This is a genomic window from Mailhella massiliensis (assembly GCF_900155525.1).
Lineage (GTDB): Bacteria > Desulfobacterota > Desulfovibrionia > Desulfovibrionales > Desulfovibrionaceae > Mailhella > Mailhella massiliensis.
On sequence record NZ_LT706952.1, the window covers coordinates 199502 to 216557 of the forward strand.

13 protein-coding genes are annotated in these 17056 nt (G+C 63.2%); 5 read left to right on the forward strand and 8 right to left on the reverse strand.

All coding sequences use genetic code 11. The annotated features are described in order from the left end of the window. Positions 1–71: 71 nt before the first annotated feature. Positions 72–860, forward strand: coding sequence for an amidohydrolase family protein (locus CZ345_RS11010; RefSeq protein ID WP_077073194.1), 789 nt, complete (start codon positions 72–74; stop codon positions 858–860). 576 nt (positions 861–1436) lie between these two features. Here CZ345_RS11010 and CZ345_RS11015 read toward each other — a convergent pair. The 6 genes from CZ345_RS11015 to CZ345_RS11040 form a co-directional block, all read right to left on the reverse strand. After that, entirely contained in the window at positions 1437–2000 is a 564-nt protein-coding gene (locus tag CZ345_RS11015) for a PqiC family protein (protein WP_077073195.1), read from the reverse strand. After that, positions 2000–3022, reverse strand: coding sequence for an MlaD family protein (locus CZ345_RS11020; protein WP_077073196.1), 1023 nt, complete (start codon positions 3020–3022; stop codon positions 2000–2002). The genes CZ345_RS11015 and CZ345_RS11020 overlap by 1 nt, the downstream gene beginning before the upstream one ends. Further along, positions 3019–3801: an ABC transporter ATP-binding protein gene (locus CZ345_RS11025; RefSeq protein ID WP_077073197.1), complete on the reverse strand. Its 783-nt coding sequence runs from the start codon at positions 3799–3801 to the stop codon at positions 3019–3021. The genes CZ345_RS11020 and CZ345_RS11025 overlap by 4 nt, the downstream gene beginning before the upstream one ends. Beyond that, positions 3798–4934 carry an MlaE family ABC transporter permease gene (locus CZ345_RS11030; RefSeq protein WP_077073198.1) on the reverse strand — a complete coding sequence of 379 codons (1137 nt, stop codon included), beginning with the start codon at positions 4932–4934 and terminating at the stop codon, positions 3798–3800. The genes CZ345_RS11025 and CZ345_RS11030 overlap by 4 nt, the downstream gene beginning before the upstream one ends. Before the next feature lie 372 nt (positions 4935–5306). Beyond that, a complete protein-coding gene (gene trpS, locus CZ345_RS11035) occupies positions 5307–6299 on the reverse strand; it encodes a tryptophan--tRNA ligase (protein WP_077073199.1) in 993 nt (330 codons plus the stop codon). Positions 6300–6333: 34 nt separating this feature from the next. After that, complete coding sequence (locus CZ345_RS11040; protein ID WP_077073200.1) at positions 6334–7002, reverse strand: site-2 protease family protein; 669 nt, start codon at positions 7000–7002, stop codon at positions 6334–6336. Positions 7003–7206: 204 nt separating this feature from the next. Between CZ345_RS11040 and CZ345_RS11045 the strand changes: the two genes are divergently transcribed. The 4 genes from CZ345_RS11045 to CZ345_RS11065 all read left to right on the forward strand — a co-directional run bounded on the left by CZ345_RS11045 (position 7207) and on the right by CZ345_RS11065 (position 13549). Continuing rightward, positions 7207–9390, forward strand: coding sequence for an AMP-binding protein (locus CZ345_RS11045; protein ID WP_077073201.1), 2184 nt, complete (start codon positions 7207–7209; stop codon positions 9388–9390). Between the two features lie 523 nt (positions 9391–9913). Then, positions 9914–11470, forward strand: coding sequence for a 2-isopropylmalate synthase (locus tag CZ345_RS11050; RefSeq protein WP_077073202.1), 1557 nt, complete (start codon positions 9914–9916; stop codon positions 11468–11470). A 133-nt stretch (positions 11471–11603) separates the two neighbouring features. Continuing rightward, positions 11604–12863 (forward strand): 3-isopropylmalate dehydratase large subunit, encoded by a 1260-nt coding sequence (leuC, locus tag CZ345_RS11055; RefSeq protein ID WP_077073203.1) that lies wholly within the window; start codon positions 11604–11606, stop codon positions 12861–12863. Positions 12864–13045: 182 nt separating this feature from the next. Beyond that, positions 13046–13549: a 3-isopropylmalate dehydratase small subunit gene (locus CZ345_RS11065; RefSeq protein ID WP_077073205.1), complete on the forward strand. Its 504-nt coding sequence runs from the start codon at positions 13046–13048 to the stop codon at positions 13547–13549. A 792-nt stretch (positions 13550–14341) separates the two neighbouring features. Here the strand turns inward: CZ345_RS11065 and CZ345_RS11070 are convergent. Both CZ345_RS11070 and CZ345_RS11075 read right to left on the reverse strand, forming a co-directional pair. Then, positions 14342–15874 carry a Na+/H+ antiporter NhaC family protein gene (locus CZ345_RS11070; protein WP_077073206.1) on the reverse strand — a complete coding sequence of 511 codons (1533 nt, stop codon included), beginning with the start codon at positions 15872–15874 and terminating at the stop codon, positions 14342–14344. Between the two features lie 363 nt (positions 15875–16237). Beyond that, entirely contained in the window at positions 16238–16681 is a 444-nt protein-coding gene (locus CZ345_RS11075; protein ID WP_077073207.1) for a GNAT family N-acetyltransferase, read from the reverse strand. Positions 16682–17056: the final 375 nt, after the last annotated feature.

Sequence of the window (17056 nt, forward strand, 5' to 3'; positions counted from 1 at the left end):
GGGAGCTTTCCGCGCGTTTTCCGTTTCTTCCGCGTCCGGCTGTGCGGCCGGGCCTTCAACCCCGTCTGGTCATGTTCGTCGATTTTCATACCCATGTGTTCCACCCCCGCATCGCCGAAAAGGCGAAAATGAAGCTGGCGGAACATTACAAGCTGTTCTGCCGCTGCAAGGGCACGCCGGAAGATCTGCTCCTTCGCGCGGGCAGGGCGGGCGTCGATCACTGCGTGGCGCTGTGCGCGGCCACGAGCGCCGTGCAGGTGCGGCCCTGCAACGCCTATGCGGGCTTTCTTCAGAACAACTACCCCCGCATCACGGCCTTCGGTTCCATTCATCCCGACTGCGAGGACTGGAAAAGGGAACTTGATCAACTGCGTGCCTTCGGCGTGCGCGGCATCAAGCTGCACCCGGATTTTCAGCATTTCAGGCTGGACGACAGGCGTCTTTTCCCCATTTTCGAGGAGGCGCAGAAGGATTTCATCTTTCTCATCCACATAGGCGATTCCCTGCCCCCGGCGCTGAACCCCTCCTGCCCCTGGAAAATGGCCGCCATTCTGGACGCCTTCCCCCATCTCAACGTGGTGGCCGCCCATCTGGGGGGCTTCCGCCAGTGGAAATATGCGCTGGAGGCCCTTGCCGGGCGCGATGTGTGGATGGATACCTCTTCCTGCATGAAGGAAATTTCCGACGACGTGCTGAAGGCCATTTTGAAGAAGCACCCGCGCGAGCGCCTTCTCTTCGGTACCGATTACCCCATCATGGACCCGCAGGATGAACTGGACGCCCTGCAGCGCAGAACGCGCTTTACCGACGCGGAAATCGACGAAATCCTCAGCAACGGCACGCACCTTCTGTTCGGCTAGGGCGTGTGTTCTTTCACGCCGTTCGCCCCTTGTCTGCGACATGCGGCCCGTCGCTCCCCCCTGCATCCGGCAGCGAGGACGGCGGGCTTTTTGGCGGGGGCAGCCTGTTCAGGGAACGGCGGACGGCGCGTTTCTGCGGGGCGGGGGCTGCTTCTTCCGCATGTTTTCCGCCGGAGCTGCTGCCTTTTCGGGCGGGAGAGAAGGGCGGGGAACCCTGCCGCCGTGCCGGTTCCCCGCAGGGCGGTCTTTTTCTGAGGAAAGGGCATGAATTCCGCGGAGAACGATACGCCTGTTTTTTCCGGGCAGGGATGCCGTGCGGCCCGGACGGCATCCGGCAGTGTGCGTGCGCCTGCCGGCAGCCTTGCGGAGAAACGTGCGGGAACGTGGCCCTGTGAGGATGAAACGGAAAGGAGCAGCGCGGCCTGCTGCGCGGTACGCCGCGGCTTTTTTCCTTCCCCGGAGTGCCAGGTGTCGTGTTTTTACGGCATGAGAAAGCCCCCGTCCGTCAAGGTGCAGGCGGGGGCTTTTCGCAGGTTCGGCCCGTGTCTTTATCCGCAGGGGCCGTGCGGCCTCCGTTCAGCGCAGGCGCGCGGCGATTTCGGCCGCAAGGTCCTGCACGAGCTGCGACTGGGCGTTCACCAGGCTTTCGAGGTCGTCGCCCGCGGGGCGGCTCTTCACCATGTGGCCGGATCTGAGCACCGCGCCGTCGCGCTGGAGTCTCCACACCACGTCGAAGACCACGTTGCCGCCGAGGGGGCCGTCCAGGCGGCGCACATCGAGCATGAGCTTGTCCGTCACCTTGGCGCCGGTACGCAGAGGCAGGGCGGGCACGCCCTTCATGGCCAGCGTGTCGCACAGCACGCGGGAAATGCCCTGGCTCAGGCTTTCGGCCCAGCGGTCGTATTCATTGATGGTGATGCTGACCCCGTCGGTATCGCGCAGCACGATCTGCTGACGGGTGAGGTATCCCGGCAGGGTGACGGGCAGCACGCCTATGCTGGCCGCTTCGGAGGCGGAACTCTGAGGCAGGGGCGAGGAGAGCACATAGTAGCGCACCGAGGGGGAGGAACGAAGCTGCGCGGGGAAGGAGCATCCGGTCAGAGCCGTGGCGAGCGCAAGGGTGAGAAGAAGGGCTTTCATCAGTTGTTCCTCCCGAAGATGAGGGCATTGGGCTTGATTTCCAGCAGGGTGGCCAGTTCGGAAAGGGCCTGGGCCGCCTTGCGCAGGGAAAGCATGGTCTGGCTGAATTCCAGCACGGGCGCGGAATCCTCGCTGAAGAGGCTGTTTGCGGTATCGGCCGTACGGCGCAGGCCCCTCATGGCGCCCTGCGCTTCCACGACGACGCTTTCGGAGGAATCGGCGAGATTGCCTATGCTGCGCAGCGTGGCGTTCACGCTGCCGAGCGTGGCATGGATATCCTTCTGCAGGGAAGAGGCGAGGGCGGCGTAGGCGTCGACGGCGGCGGTGGCGTTCCGCCGCACGGAACCGAAGCCGCGCACTTCCTCGCGTATGGCGTCGCTCGTTTCCCGCAGGCTCACGGCAAGGCCGGAAACGTCGATTCTGCCGAGCTGTTCGCTCATGCTCCTGATGCTGCCGATGACGTCGTAGAGTATTTCCTGAATGGGAATGTTCTCCAGCGTGGAAAGAGCCGCGTCGAGGGAGGAAAGCTGCGTGGGAATCTGCGGGGAACCCTTGTAGGGCGTGAGTTTCGTCATGTCCACCGGGTCGGCGTTGCGCAGAATGTCGAGCTCCACGCAGAGCTGGCCGGTGAGAATGCTGGAAATGCCGAGCTTGCCGCGCAGCCCCGCCTCGATGAGCCTGGTCAGAAGTCCGTTTTCCTCGAACACGTCTCTTTCGCTGCCGTCTTCCAGCAGGGCGGTGGCCTTGTCCCTTTCTATTTCGATGATGACGGGCGTATAGAACTTCGCGGTGCCTAGTTCGGGCCGTATCTGTATGGAGGCGACCTTGCCTATGCGTATGCCCTTGAAGTAAACGGGCGAACCCTGGGTAAGGCCCTTCAGGGAGGTTTCGAAGTAAAGCACGAAGGTGGGGTTCCTGTCGCCCAGCCTGCCGGAACCGAGCAGGAGAATGAAGGCGATGAAGAGCGCGAGCGCGCCGAGAACGAAGAACCCGATGAAGGTTTTGGTACCGCGTTCCGTCATTTGATTCCTCCACGGTCGCGGCCCTTGCCGCGCGTCAGAAATTCCACCACGTCGTCGGGGCCGCTTCTGAGCAGCTCGTGCGGGTCGCCTCCGGCGATCATGGTTTTCGTCTTCGCGTCCAGGAAGACGGAGTTGTTGGCTATGGCGAAGATGCTGGCGAGTTCATGGGTGACCACCACCACGGTCATGCCCAGGGTGTCCCTGAGCTGCAGGATGAGCTCGTCGAGCCTTGCCGCGCTTACGGGGTCGAGCCCTGCGGAAGGTTCGTCGAAATACACCACCTCGGGGTCGAGGGCCAGCGCGCGGGCGAGTCCGGCGCGTTTCTTCATGCCGCCGCTTATTTCCGAGGGATAGAAGTCCTCGAAGCCCGCAAGCCCCACGAGGGAAAGCTTGAAGGAGGCGATGTCGCGTATTTCCCGGGGGGAGAGGCGCGTATAGTATTCCAGCGGAAGGGCCACGTTTTCGGCCAGCGTGCGCGACGTCCAGAGCGCGCCGCTCTGGAACATGACGCCCGTGCGGCGCATGATGGCTTCGCGCTCCTTCGTATCCGCGCCCCAGAAGTCTTCCCTGCCGTAGTACACCGAGCCTTCCGCCGGGGGCGTGAGGCCCATGAGCACGCGCAGAAGAGAGCTTTTGCCGCAGCCCGAACCGCCCATGATGATGAAGATGTCGCCCCTGCGAATGGTGAAGGAAAGGTTGCGCTGCACCACGCGGGCCCCGTAGGCCACGGTGACGTTCCGCGCCGTGACGGCGGCGTTTTCGGCAATGGCGTCTGTCATAGGTCGAGCACCGTGAAGATGATGGTGATGACGGAGGTGGCCACGATGATGCCCACGATGGAACATACCACGGCCGCCGTGGTGGCCCGGCCCACGGCCGAGGCGTTGCGGCCGCAGCGTATGCCCTGGTAGCAGCCGCACAGGGAAATGATGAAGCCGAACACGAAGGCGTGCAGCAGCCCTATCCATACATAGCTCATGCGCATGAATTCCAGCGTGTTGGCAAGGTAGGAGGCGGGGGAGATGCCGAGCATGAGCACACCCACGAGAAAGCCGCCCGCCATGCCCGCCACGTCGGCGTAGAGGGTGAGCAGCGGCGTCATGAGGGCAAGGCCCAGAACGCGCGGCAGCACCAGAAAATCCGTGGGGGAAATGCCGAAGCCGGTCAGCGCGTCCACTTCCTCGTTGACCTGCATACTGCCGATGACGGCCGCAAACGATGCGCCGGTGCGGCCCGACAGCACGATGCCCGTGAGCACCGGCCCCATGACGCGCACCATGGAAACGCCCACCAGCGAGGCCACATAGATTTCCGCGCCGAAGAGCTTGAGCTGCATGGAGCTGACGAAGGCGAGAATGAGTCCGAGAAGAAGGCTGGTGAGGGTGACGATGGGCAGCGCGTCCACCCCGCATTCGCGCAGCACGTTCCACATGTCGCGGGAACTGCATGAGGCGCGGCCCGTGAAGAAGCGCGCCACGCTCTGCGACACCTCGCCGATGAAGTTCACCACATCCACGGTGATGCCCGGCCAGGCGAGGCACTTTTCGCCCACCGTTTCCAGAAATCCGGGTTCTCTCTTCTTCACGCCCTGATCGCGGGGCGGCACGGCGAGAGCCATGTCCAGCATGGGGGCCATGCCTTCCGGCAGGGCGGAGAAATCCACCCGTATGCCCCGCTGCGAGGCTTCTCTCGCCACGGCGTAGAAGGAGGCGAGAAGCGGGCTGTCCCATCCTTCCAGCTCCGGGGCGAGAAGACGCACGGAACGCACGTCGCCTTCAAGGGCGGCAAGGGCGCGCGTCGTGAGCGCCTCGCAGGCCGAAGGGCCGGAACCGGGGGCGTTTCTGTCCCATGAGCCGGAAACGGAAACGACAAGTTCGCCCGGCTGTTTTCGTATGTCGAACGTGGGCTGCATGTTCACTCCTCAGGCGTGGGCCGTATGCCCCGGGGCGTGGGCAATATGTCTGCGGCCTGCCCCGCATGTCCGGGAAAAGCGTTTTTTGCACGGCGCCATTTATTCAGGCGCAGGTTCTTTACGGAAATCTTTTTTGAGGGGCCGGAGAAAACTTCCGGGAGGCGCGTGGCCCCGCCCCGACTGTTTTCCCACGGGCGCGGAAAAAAGAAAATATTTTTTTTGCGGAAGAAAAGGCGCGGCAGATGGTTTCCGGGGAGGAGCGCTGGCTTTCTGGTAGGCCGGAAGGGCCCGGGGCGGGCGTTTTCATCCCGCTTCCGGCCTGGCGGCGGGAAATCTTCCCGGCGGGTTTCCCCGCCGGGAAGGCGTTTTTTATCAGTCCATGTGCATGGCCGCACGCACGAGGGCCATGGTGGCGTCGATGGAGGCCTTCGCCCGCTTTCCGCCTTCGGCGAGAATTTCCTCGACCATGCCGGGCCTGGCCAGAATGGCGGCGCGCCTTTCGTGCAGGGGTTCGAGGAAGTTCTGCAGGTTCTGCATGAAGATTTTCTTGCAGGCCACGCAGCCCATGGTGGCATGGGTGCAGGCTTCGCGCACTTCGTCCTGGGTGGCCTTGTCGGCCAGAAGCACATGATAGGGGAAGAGGTTGCACACGTCGGGGTTGCCCGGGTCGCTCTTGCGCAGGCGCGCCGGGTCGGTGTACATGCCGCGGATCTTGGGCGTCAGCTCTTCCAGAGTATCCTGCAGGAAGATGCCGTTGCCGTAGCTCTTGGACATCTTGCGGCCGTCCAGGCCGGGGCACTTGGCCGCCGGGGTGAGCTTGGCCTCGGGTTCGGGGAACACTTCCGTGCCGTACATGGTGTTGAAGCGGCGCACGATTTCGCGGGCGAGTTCAAGATGCGGCTGCTGATCCTGCCCCACGGGAACCCAGTGCGGGCGGTGCTGGATGATGTCCGCCGTCATGAGCACGGGGTAGCCCAGAAAGCCGTAGTTGCCGAGGTCCTTGTCGGTGATCTGCTGCTGCTGTTCCTTGTAGGTGGGGCAGCGTTCCAGCCAGCCGAGGGGCGTGATCATGGAAAGCAGCAGGTGCAGTTCCGCAGTTTCCTTGATGTCGGACTGGCGGTAGATGGCGCACTTTTCCGGGTCCAGCCCGGCGGAGAGCCAGTCCACCACCATGTCGCGCACGAATTCCGGCAGGCGGGTGGTGTCGGCGTAGTTGCTGGTCAGGGCGTGCCAGTCGGCCACGAAGAAGAAGGCTTCGTGGTCGTTCTGCATCGCGACCCAGTTCTTGAGCGCGCCGAAGTAGTGGCCGATATGAAGAGGCCCGGTGGGCCGCATACCTGAAACAGTGCGTTGATTCGCCGTCATGGCGTGTCTCCTGATGGATGGAAAGGGGAAGGGATCAGATGCCGACGACCCAGAGCGCGAAGGTCCACGAACCCTGAATGAGCGGCATGAGTATGGAGCTCATGACGCCGCTTGCCAGCAGCAGCACGAGCAGAAGAAATCCGTAGCGTTCCACACGCTGGAACTGAAGGGATATCTGCCCGGGCAGCAGCATTTCCAGAATGCGCCCCCCGTCGAGCGGAGGAATGGGCAGAAGGTTGATCCAGGCCAGGGTGAAATTGGCGGAAATGCCTATCTGGCACATTTCCAGCAGAAACCTGCCCGTGGAGGTGTTCACGAGAAAATCCGCGGGCGCGAAGAGCAGCAGGCGCAGCGCCACGGCAAAGATCATGGCAAGCGCCATGTTGGTCAGCGGCCCTGCCGCGGAAACGAAGAGCATGTCCCTTCGGTAGTTGCGGAAGTAGCGCGGATTCACGGGCACGGGCTTTGCCCAGCCGAAGACGAAGGGCGAGAACAGCGCCGTGAAGGCGAACACGGCCGTACCCGCCGGGTCGATATGGGGCACGGGGTTGAGCGTGAGGCGGCCCAGCATACGGGCCGTGGGGTCTCCGCAGCGCAGGGCGGCCCGGCCGTGGGCCACTTCGTGAAGAATGATGCCTAGGAGCACGGGCACGAAGGCCACGGCGAGATAGGATATTTTGGCGGCGATGCTTGAATCGAACATGGGGGCTTCGATACCATATTTATGCACGCTCCGCAAGGACGGCGGGTCCGGCCGGGGGAACGCGTCCCTTTCCGAAGGCTCTCCGGGGAGGGCCTTCGCGGCCCGGGTACTCGACAAAACGGGGGCCTTTGGGCATGATGATGAAAGCCCCGTGCGCCGGATTCCGGTCGACGGGGTCTTTGCCGCAGTATCCAGGGAGTCCGCATGTTTGGTTTCATTGTCCGTCATCTGCTCAGGCTCATCTACCGCGTGGAGCTGCGCGGCCGCGAACATTACGACGCCGCCGGGCCGCGCACCCTCATCCTCTATAATCCCGGCTCCATCATCGACCCGCTGCTTCTGGCCGCGCTCCTGCCCGACCGCATCGCGCTTCTGGCCGACAGGGCGCTGGAACACAAATGGTGGATGCGCCCGGTCTGCGCGCTGACCGACACCCAGTTCTTCGACTTCTCCAGCCCTGCGGCCACGGTTTCCCTGGTGCACGCCCTGGCCAGAAACGGCCGCTGCATGGTCTTTCACAGCGGCAGTCTCGGCAACGACCCGCGCTATGCCCGTATTCTCGAGGCTGCGGGCGTCATTGCGGAAAAGGCCAGCGCCACGCTTCTGCCCGTGCGCATCGACGGGGCCATCAGTTCCATGTTCTCCTATTCCCGGCACAAGGGCCGCCGCCGCTGGTTCCCGCGCATCACCGTGAGCGTGCTGGAACCTCAGAAGTTCCATCCCGTGCAGGGCCTGCCCCCGCGCGAGCGGCGCAGGCGCATGGGCGAACGCCTCTACGACATCATGACCGAGCTGGAATACCGTTCCGGCATGGACAGGCGCAACATCATGCAGGTGCTCATGGATGCGGTGGCGCTTTCCGGCCGCCGCTTCCCCATTGCGGAAGATCAGGACAGGCATGTGCTCACCTACGGCGCGCTGCTTCTTAAGCTTTCCGTGCTGGGCCGGGCCTTCCGCCGCCTTTTCCGGGGCGAGAAGAGGGTGGGCTTTCTTCTGCCCACGTCCCTGCCCGGACTTGTGGCCTTCTTCGGGCTGCACTCGGCGGGCTTCGTTCCCGCCATGCTCAATTTCACCTCCGGCATTTCCGCCGTGCTTTCCTGCTGCTCCACGGTGCAGCTCTCCCATGTGCTCACTTCCCGCCGTTTTCTCGCCATGGCCGATCTTACGGCCATGGAACAGGCGCTGAAGGATGCGGGGCTCACGCTCGTCTACCTTGAGGACGTGGCGAAGAATCTCACCCTTTCCGACAAGCTTTTCGGCGCGCTCGGCGCATGGATGCGTTCCGCTCCCTCCACCCCGGGCACGGAACCTGCCGCCGTCATGTTCACTTCCGGTACGGAAGGCGTGCCCAAGGCCGTGTTTTTGAGCCACATCAACATCACCTCCAACCGCTACCAGGCGCTCAGTATGCTCACCGTGGGCGCGGGCGACAAGCTCTTCAACTGTCTGCCCATGTTCCACGCCTTCGGGCTGGGCATCTGCACGCTTCTGCCCGTGCTCGCCGGGGTGCGCGTCTTCCTCTATCCTTCTCCTCTGCATTACCGCATCGTGCCGCGCCTTTTCTACGAAAGCCAGTCCACCATCATCTGCGGCACGGATACCTTCTGCGCAGGCTACGCGCGCTACGGCCGTCCCTACGATTTCTGCCACGCCAGGCTTGTCATCATCGGCGCGGAAAAAATGCGCGAAAGCACCCGCAGCGTATGGCTTGAGAAATTCGGCGTGGACCTTTTCGAAGGGTACGGCGCTACGGAAACCTCGCCCCTCATCGCCGTGAATACGCCCGCCTACCGCAGGGCCGGGAGCGTGGGCCGCATCGTGCCCGGGCTGGCCTTCCGGCTTCGTCCCGTGCCCGGCATCGACGAGGAGAACACCGGCGTTCTGTGGGTGAAGGGCGACAACGTCATGCTCGGCTACATGCGTTCCGCCGCGCCCGGCGTGCTGGAACCTCCGGCCGACGAGGAACTGACCGCCGCCTTTGCCGAAGGCGCCACCGGCGACGACGGCGCAGGCTGGTACGATACCGGCGACATCGTGCATGTGGACGAGGAGGGCTTCATCTTCATCCGGGGCAGGGCCAAGCGCTTTGCCAAGATAGGCGGGGAAATGGTTTCCCTTGCCGCCGTGGAAGAGGCCCTGCGGGAAATATGGCCCGAAGCCGTGCTCGGCGTGGTGTCCATCCCCGATCCGCGCAAGGGCGAACAGCTCGCCCTTGTCATCGATACCGACGAAGTGACCACGAGCCGCATCGCCGCCCACTTCGCCAGCCGCGGCCTTTCCCCGCTGTGGACGCCCAAGCGCATCGTAAGCGTGAAGCAGGCGCCGCTTCTGGGCTCCGGCAAGTTCGACTACCGCAAGGCCAAGGAACTGGTGATGGAGAAGGGCTAGCCTTCCGATACGGGGGCCGTCCTTTTCCTTGCTATTCCGCCATGATGCGGAAGGCGCACGGGCTTTTTCCACGCCTTCCCGGCATGGCGGGCACGCGGGGCCGGGCGTAGTGCTGCCGCGGCCCGGAGGCGGTCGATGCGCGTCATGTCTGAGACCTGAGAGAAGGGACCGGTGGCGCGGGGGCGTTAACTTTTTCCGTCCGCCTTCACATTTTTTCTTGAAAAAACCATGCGCTTTGCGTAGTGTTGCAAAAAAGGCGCTTTTCATAAGCGCAGGGAGTCACGATGTACAATGTCCGCAATACCGCCGCCTCGAAGAACGAAGTCCGCTTCGCTTCTTCCCTGCTGCTTCTTTGCGGACGACTGTCCGGTCTGCTGCTGTGCCCGGATATATCGTGATTTCTGGCGAATGACAGGTAAAAGGCTGTTCCGTCGGAAGTCGGAGCAGCCTTTTTTATAGGTTTTCGCCCCGGCGATGGAACAAAACATACGCGAAAATGGGCCCGCAAACGAAGGAGAACATCATGTCCGACCGCGTCATTATTTTCGATACCACGCTCCGCGACGGGGAACAGTCCCCCGGCGCCACCATGGACCTCAGCGAGAAAATCCGCATCGCCCGTCAGCTGGAAATGCTGGGGGTGGACGTCATCGAAGCGGGCTTCCCCGCGGCCAGCGAAGGCGACTTCGAGGCCGTGAAGGCCATTGCCCAGAGCGTGGAGAACGCCCAGGTGGCCGGTCTTGCCCGCGCCAACTTCAAGGACATCGACCGCGCGTGGGAAGCGGTGAAACATGCCCGCCATCCGCGCATCCACACCTTCATCGCCACTTCTCCCATCCACATGGAATACAAGCTGCGCAAGACGCCCGACGAAGTGGTGGAACTTGCCGTGGCCGCGGTGAAGCGCGCCGCTTCCTACACCCCCAACGTGGAATTTTCCGCTGAAGACGCCTCCCGTTCCGACCGCGACTTCCTTGTCCGCATCGTGACGGCCGCCATCGAAGCGGGCGCGACCACCATCAACATTCCCGATACCGTGGGCTTCGCCCAGCCCGACGAGTTCGGCGCGCTCATCCGTTACATCATCGAGAACGTGCCCAACTCCGACAAGGCCGTGTTCAGCGTGCACTGTCACGACGACCTGGGCCTTGCCGTGGCCAACAGCCTCGCCGCCGTGAAGAACGGCGCGCGCCAGGCCGAACTGTGCCTGAGCGGCATCGGCGAGCGCGCGGGCAACGCCTCCCTCGAGGAATTCGTCATGGCCCTGAAGCTCCGCCCCGAATACTACGGTGTGGAATGCTCCATCGTCACCGAGCAGATTTATCCCTCCTGCCATCTGCTTTCCCTCATCATCGGCCGTCCCATCTCGGCGAACAAGGCCATCATCGGCAGCAACGCCTTCGCCCATGAATCCGGCATCCATCAGGACGGCATGCTGAAGAACCGCAACACCTACGAAATCATGACGCCGCAGGCCGTGGGCCGCAAGTCCACCGACATCGTCATCGGCAAGCATTCCGGCCGCAACGCCGTGCGTACGCGCCTTGAGGAACTCGGCTACAGCCTGGATACCGATCAGGTCAACGCCGTGTTCGCCGCCATGAAGGAACTTGCGGACAAGAAGGCCCGCATTCACGACGAAGACCTCGAAGCGCTGGTCTTCTCCGAAGTGTACCGCATGCGCATCCCGGATCGCTTCCGCCTGAGCAACATCTGCGTGCAGACCACCATGGGTTCCACCATGCCCACCACGGCGGCCGTGGTCATGCAGGATCACGACGAGGAAGTGCGCCTCGCCGGCTTCGGCGTCGGCCCCATCGACGCGGCCTTCAACGTCATTTCCCAGATCTGCGGCACCCATGCCGAGCTTGAGAAGTTCTCCGTCAACGCCATCACCGGCGGTACCGACGCCCAGGGCGAAGTGTCCGTGCACCTGCGCGACGGCAAGTATTCCGCCACGGGCCGCGGTTCCGACCTCGACATCATCGTGGCCAGCGCCAAGGCGTATGTGGACGCCCTGAACCGCCTTGAACACAAGGAAAAGGACGTCATCAGCTACAAGCAGAATCCTGTGGACTAGCTTTGCATGTTCCGGGCGGCGGCCTTTTCCGGGGCGGCCGCCCGGCGTTTTCAGGGCCTTTTCCGTTTTTGGGAAAGGCCGCTCCTGCGGCTTTTTCAGGCCGCGAAATCGCTTTCCCTCCGGGAGATCAATCATGGCAATGACGCTTGCCCAGAAAATTTTGCAGATGCACACCGACGAGGAAGTCCGCGAACCGGGACAGATTGTGGAATGTTCCCTCTCCGGCGTGCTCGCCAACGACATTACCGGCCCCCTCGCCATCAAGTCCTTCCGCGCCATGGGCGCGAAGAAGGTGTTCGATAAGGACAGGGTCTTTCTGGTGATGGACCACTACACCCCCCAGAAGGACATCGCCTCCGCCAATCAGGTCATCGTTTCCCGCCGCTTCGCCGCGGAAATGGGCATCACCCATTATTACGAAGGCGGCTGCGCGGGCGTGGAACACGCGCTTCTGCCGGAAAAGGGGCTGGTGAAGCCCGGCGACCTCGTCATCGGCGCGGACAGCCATACCTGCACCTACGGCGGCCTCGGGGCCTTTTCCACGGGGCTCGGCTCCACGGACATCGCCTGCGGCATGGCCCTCGGCCGGCTGTGGTTCAAGGTTCCTTCCACCATCCGCGTGAATATCGAAGGCTCCATGCCCCGCTGGATCCGCGGCAAGGATCTCATCCTCCGCCTCATCGGGGAAATCGGCGTGGACGGCGCTCTGTACCGCGCCCTGGAATTCGGCGGTTCCGCGCTGAAGGATGTGGATATCGAAGGCCGCCTCTGCATGGCCAACATGGCCATCGAAGCGGGCGGCAAGTGCGGCCTCTTCCCCTCCGACGACATGACGGCCGAATACTGCCGCGCCCACGGCACGCCCGATCCCATGGCTCTTGCCGCCGACGAGGGCGCGGAATACGAGCGCGTCGTCACCATGGACGTGACGGGCATGGAACCTGTGGTGGCCTGCCCGCATCTGCCCGAAAACACGCGCCCCGTGTCCGAACTTTCCTCCGTTTCCGTGGATCAGGTGGTCATCGGCTCCTGCACCAACGGCCGTATTTCCGACATGCGCGACGCGGCGGAAATTCTGCGCGGCCGCAAGGTGGCGAAGGGCGTGCGCTGCATCGTCATTCCCGCCACCCCCGCGGTGTGGCGTCAGGCCATGGATGAAGGCCTGTTTGAAGTCTTCTCCGACGCAGGCTGCGTCATCAGCACCCCCACCTGCGGTCCCTGCCTCGGCGGCTACATGGGCGTGCTCGGCGACGGCGAACGCTGCATCTCCACGTCCAACCGCAACTTCCGCGGCCGTATGGGCAGCCTGGAATCGGAACTCTACCTCTCAAGCCCCTGCGTGGCCGCCGCCTCCGCCGTGACCGGCGCCATCACCGGGCCGGACGCGCTGTAGGCTTCCTTTTCGGAAGAAGCGCCCGCGCAACGTTTTTTTTGCGCGTCGCGCTTCGGAAAGGGCCTCTGCCAAGGTTCCGCCGGGAATCTTCGCGGAGCGCTTCGCCATGAGCATATCTTTGCGGAAGGCCGCCTTCCGCACCCCGCAGGCTCCGTGCCCGGCGGGAAAAAAGGAGCACATCCATGTCCTTTACCGGAAAAGTACATAAGGTCGGCGCGCATATCGATACCGACGCCATCATCCCCGCGCGCTTTCTCGTCACCACCGATACCGAAAAACTGGGCGAAGCCTGCATGGAAGGCCTGGAACCCGGCTGGGTGAAGCGCGTGCAGAAGGGCGACATCATCGTGGCGGACCGCAACTTCGGCTGCGGCTCCTCCCGTGAACACGCCCCCCTCGCCATCATCGGCGCCGGTATCCGCGCCGTGGTGGGCCACAGCTTCGCCCGCATCTTCTACCGCAACGCCTTCAATATGGGCCTCATGCTCCTGGAAGTGGGCGACGAGGTCAATAAGATCAACGACGGCGATACCCTGGAAATCAGCCCCGAACAGGGCCTTATCCGCGACCTCGACAACGGCGCGGAAATCCGTATCCCCGCCCTCTCGCCCATGATGCAGACCCTCATTGACAAGGGCGGCATGGTCAACTATGTGAAGGAACAGCTCCAGAAACAGGGCGAATAACCTTCCCCCATGCAGCAGAAACGAAAGGCCGGTTCCCCCGGCCTTTCGTCGTTTAACAGAGGAGAGGGGGGAGAGAAAAGGCAGGCGGGGCAGGAAAGGCAGGCGGGGCAGGAAAGGCAGGCGGGGCAGGAAAGGCAGGCGGGGCGCCGCCCCGCACCCCGCCGGGGGAGATAATCTCCCCCGAACCCCCATGACGGGCAGGGCAACCGTGAAAAGGGGATGCGGAACTTTTCCTCCGGCTTGCGGCTTTTTCTGTCGGGAGGCATCGGGCTGGTTTCACTTTCCGCGGGGGCCGCCGCAAAAGGGCAGGGCGGGTTTTCCCTGCCGACTTCCGACCGCCGCCTCAGTGTGGGCGCGCACTTCGTGCCCGCCCACGCAGCCGACTCCGTCCCGGCCTTCGCCGGGCCGTCGTGTCAGCGGAAGGGGATGACGGAAGAACAGCGGTTCTCCGTCGTTCCGTGCAGTCGGTTTTCATGAGACTCGGGTGTTTCTTCCTTGCCCGCGCTGTTGCCTGCTGGGAATGTTTTTTCAACGCGCGCATGTCCCGGCCGGTCTTCAGCGGCCGGGGCGGCGGCCGCACGGCATCTGCCCCCGTCACGGCGCGGCAGGCTCCATACAGGCCCCGTGTGTACGGCGTGTCCCGTAAAGAAGGGCTTTTGCGCTGTCGGGGGGAGGCATACCCGCCGGGCGGTCTTTTCCGGCATGGGGCGGAACGCAGGATGAGAAATGCCGCATAAAAAATCCCCCCGCAGAAAGTCTGCGGGGGGAGAAAAGGGCGGGGAAGAGCCGTTTTTAGGCGGCGGCTTCCTTTCTGTCATGCCAGGCGTTCAGGGCAAGAAGCGCCAGCACGAGCAGCGCGCCGCTCACCAGCAGGCATACCCAGGGGCTGGAGGAAACGAATCCGGCCACAAGGTATCCCATGGCGCTGCATCCGGCCGCCAGCAGGGCGTAGGGAAGCTGCGTGGAAACGTGCTCGATATGGCTGCATCCCGCGCCTGCGCTGGAAAGAATGGTGGTATCGGAAATGGGGGAGCAGTGGTCGCCGAACACGCTGCCCGCCAGAGTGGCGGAAAGGGCCACGACCAGCAGGTCGGGGCATACGGCCTGCGCCACGGGCACCACCAGCGGAATGAGAATGCCGAAGGAACCCCAGGCCGTGCCGGTGGAGAAGCTTAAAAAGCCCGCGATGACGAAGATGAGGAAGGGCAGCATACCGCCGATCATGTTGCCGGAAACCAGCGATTCCACGAACTTGTTGGTCTGGAGCATATCCTGGCACACGCCGCTGATGCCCCATGCCAGCACGAGGATGAGGTTTGCCGTGAGCATGGCCTTCATGCCTTCCACGGCGCCGTGCATGAATTCCGAAAGGTTCATGAGGCGGCGGGGCACATACAGAAGCAGCGCCACCACCAGGCCGCCGAAGGAGGCCCACACCAGCGAGGGCGAGGCGTTGCAGTTGCCGAGCGCGGCGCGGAATTCATGGTACTGCGGGTCGGAACCCCAGTAGCCGCCGCTGTACATCATGGCGAGCACGGCGAACACGATGAGGCTGCCGATGGGGATGAGCATGTCGAACACGTTGCCGTTCTTGGTTTCCAGGCCGATGCCGGTCTGCTGGGCCAGTACGCCGAGGTCGCCTTCTTCCGCACGCTTTTCCGCCGCGCGCATGGGGCCGAAGTCCCACTTGAACAGGCACAGCAGAATCACGAGAAACAGCGAGAGCAGGGAATAGAAGTTGTAGGGAATGGCGGAAATGAAGGCGGAAATTTCGCTTTCAAACGCGCCGGTGGATTTCAGGTTGCTGCCCACGGCGGCGGCCCAGCTGGAAATGGGCGCAATGATGCAGATGGGCGCGGCCGTGGCGTCGATGATGTAGGCGAGCTTGGCGCGGGAAATCTTGTAGGTGTCGGTAACGGGCTTCATCACCGTGCCCACGGTGAGGCAGTTGAAATAGTCGTCGATGAAGATGAGGCCGCCGAGGCCGCAGGTGGAGAGCATGGCCGTGCGCCTGCTTTTGATGCGCGAGGTGGCCCAGCGCCCGTACGCGCGGGAGCCGCCCGCCATGGAAATGACATACACCAGCGCGCCCAGAGCGGAACAGAACATGATGATGTCGAAGTTGAGGCGTTTGACCATGATGGCGAAGGCCGATTCAATGGTGCCCATGAGCACGAAGTCGGCGCCCGTGCCGATGGTGTAGATGAACGTGCCCGTCAGAATGCCTATGAGCAGGGAAGAGACCACTTCCTTGGTTATGAGCGCAAGCACGATGGCCGTGACCGGGGGCAGAAGCGACATCCACCCAGCGTAATAAGGTTCCATAATTCCCCCCTGAAGGATAGTAATTCCCTCTGGAAAATGCAGAAAAGCGCAGACGCGCATACAAGGGTCCCGGCCACGCTCCCATGGACGGAACCCGGCGGGCCGGGAATGCGGGCATGGCCCGCGCGACCCGCGCGTATTTCTTCATATTCCCACGGAAATATCAGAATACAAGCCGCCCTTCAAGAATTTCCTGCAAAAACCGTGCGGAAAAGCCGTGCGGAGCAGGGGAAACATGCGTTGCGCCGGAAGGCGGGACAGCCCGCAGCACGGGCAGGCCGGGCGGAACGTTTTTCCGGGGCATGTCGGCGCGGCCCGCTGCTGGGGGGACGACACCCTCCTGTCCGCCAGGGGAAAGGCCGTCTACAGCGTTTTTTTCAGGTAGATCATATCCGTGAGTCTTTTGCCGTTCTCCACGATGGGGTGGTCGTAGTTCTTCACAAAGAAGTCCTTTTCCACATGAGAGAAGGCAAAGCCGCAGGCCCTGTAGAAGCCGAGGGTCATGGGGGAATCGCCCGTGCCCACCAGCATGATGCCGCAACCTCTGTAGAGGGCGAAAAGCGCCTCCACCATGCGCCTGCCTATGCCTCTGCGGCGCAGCGTTCCGGCCACGGCAAGATTTTTCAGCTCATACACGCCTTCCGCCTCCTTCGTGACCACGGCCACGGCCGCAGGTTCCTCATGCTGAAAAAAGACGAAAAGCTCTCCGCGTTCCAGATAGCGGTCTATCATGCTTTCCTGCTCGTCCGCTTCCAGAAGCAGGGGCAGAAAGCGTTTTTTATCGCGGGTGATGAGGCGCAGTTCCATGGCTTTTCCTGTACGGGGCAAATACGAGCGCCCGTGCGGCGTTTTGCCGTTCATGCGGGGAGAAGTTCCCATGCTCAGGCGTTTCAGGGGAGTTCAGGAAGGCGCGGGGCGGATTTTCCCGGCGCACGGCAAAGCCGTGCACGGGGAAGCGTTGTGCCGTTCGGATACGCCGGGAGGCGGAATAAAGAACCGGGGGGAAGGATTCCCCCCGGAACGGCCCTTATTTTGTATAGCTTTCGCAATGGGCGAGGCCGCGGGCGCGGGCGGCGGCCATGCGGGTGCGGAGCATGGCGCGGTAGGCCTCCACGCTGCCGCCGATATCGTCGATGGTGCCGCGGGCGACGCCGCTTTCCAGCGCGGACATGGCCACGGCGG

Excerpts from the sequence above, each read along its gene's own strand:
- CZ345_RS11010 (WP_077073194.1), top strand. The coding sequence starts at position 72 with ATGTTCGTCGATTTTCATACCCATGTGTTCCACCCCCGCATCGCCGAA.
- CZ345_RS11015 (WP_077073195.1), bottom strand. The coding sequence starts at position 2,000 with ATGAAAGCCCTTCTTCTCACCCTTGCGCTCGCCACGGCTCTGACCGGA.
- CZ345_RS11020 (WP_077073196.1), bottom strand. The coding sequence starts at position 3,022 with ATGACGGAACGCGGTACCAAAACCTTCATCGGGTTCTTCGTTCTCGGC.
- CZ345_RS11025 (WP_077073197.1), bottom strand. The coding sequence starts at position 3,801 with ATGACAGACGCCATTGCCGAAAACGCCGCCGTCACGGCGCGGAACGTC.
- CZ345_RS11030 (WP_077073198.1), bottom strand. The coding sequence starts at position 4,934 with ATGCAGCCCACGTTCGACATACGAAAACAGCCGGGCGAACTTGTCGTT.
- trpS (WP_077073199.1), bottom strand. The coding sequence starts at position 6,299 with ATGACGGCGAATCAACGCACTGTTTCAGGTATGCGGCCCACCGGGCCT.
- CZ345_RS11040 (WP_077073200.1), bottom strand. The coding sequence starts at position 7,002 with ATGTTCGATTCAAGCATCGCCGCCAAAATATCCTATCTCGCCGTGGCC.
- CZ345_RS11045 (WP_077073201.1), top strand. The coding sequence starts at position 7,207 with ATGTTTGGTTTCATTGTCCGTCATCTGCTCAGGCTCATCTACCGCGTG.
- CZ345_RS11050 (WP_077073202.1), top strand. The coding sequence starts at position 9,914 with ATGTCCGACCGCGTCATTATTTTCGATACCACGCTCCGCGACGGGGAA.
- leuC (WP_077073203.1), top strand. The coding sequence starts at position 11,604 with ATGGCAATGACGCTTGCCCAGAAAATTTTGCAGATGCACACCGACGAG.
- CZ345_RS11065 (WP_077073205.1), top strand. The coding sequence starts at position 13,046 with ATGTCCTTTACCGGAAAAGTACATAAGGTCGGCGCGCATATCGATACC.
- CZ345_RS11070 (WP_077073206.1), bottom strand. The coding sequence starts at position 15,874 with ATGGAACCTTATTACGCTGGGTGGATGTCGCTTCTGCCCCCGGTCACG.
- CZ345_RS11075 (WP_077073207.1), bottom strand. The coding sequence starts at position 16,681 with ATGGAACTGCGCCTCATCACCCGCGATAAAAAACGCTTTCTGCCCCTG.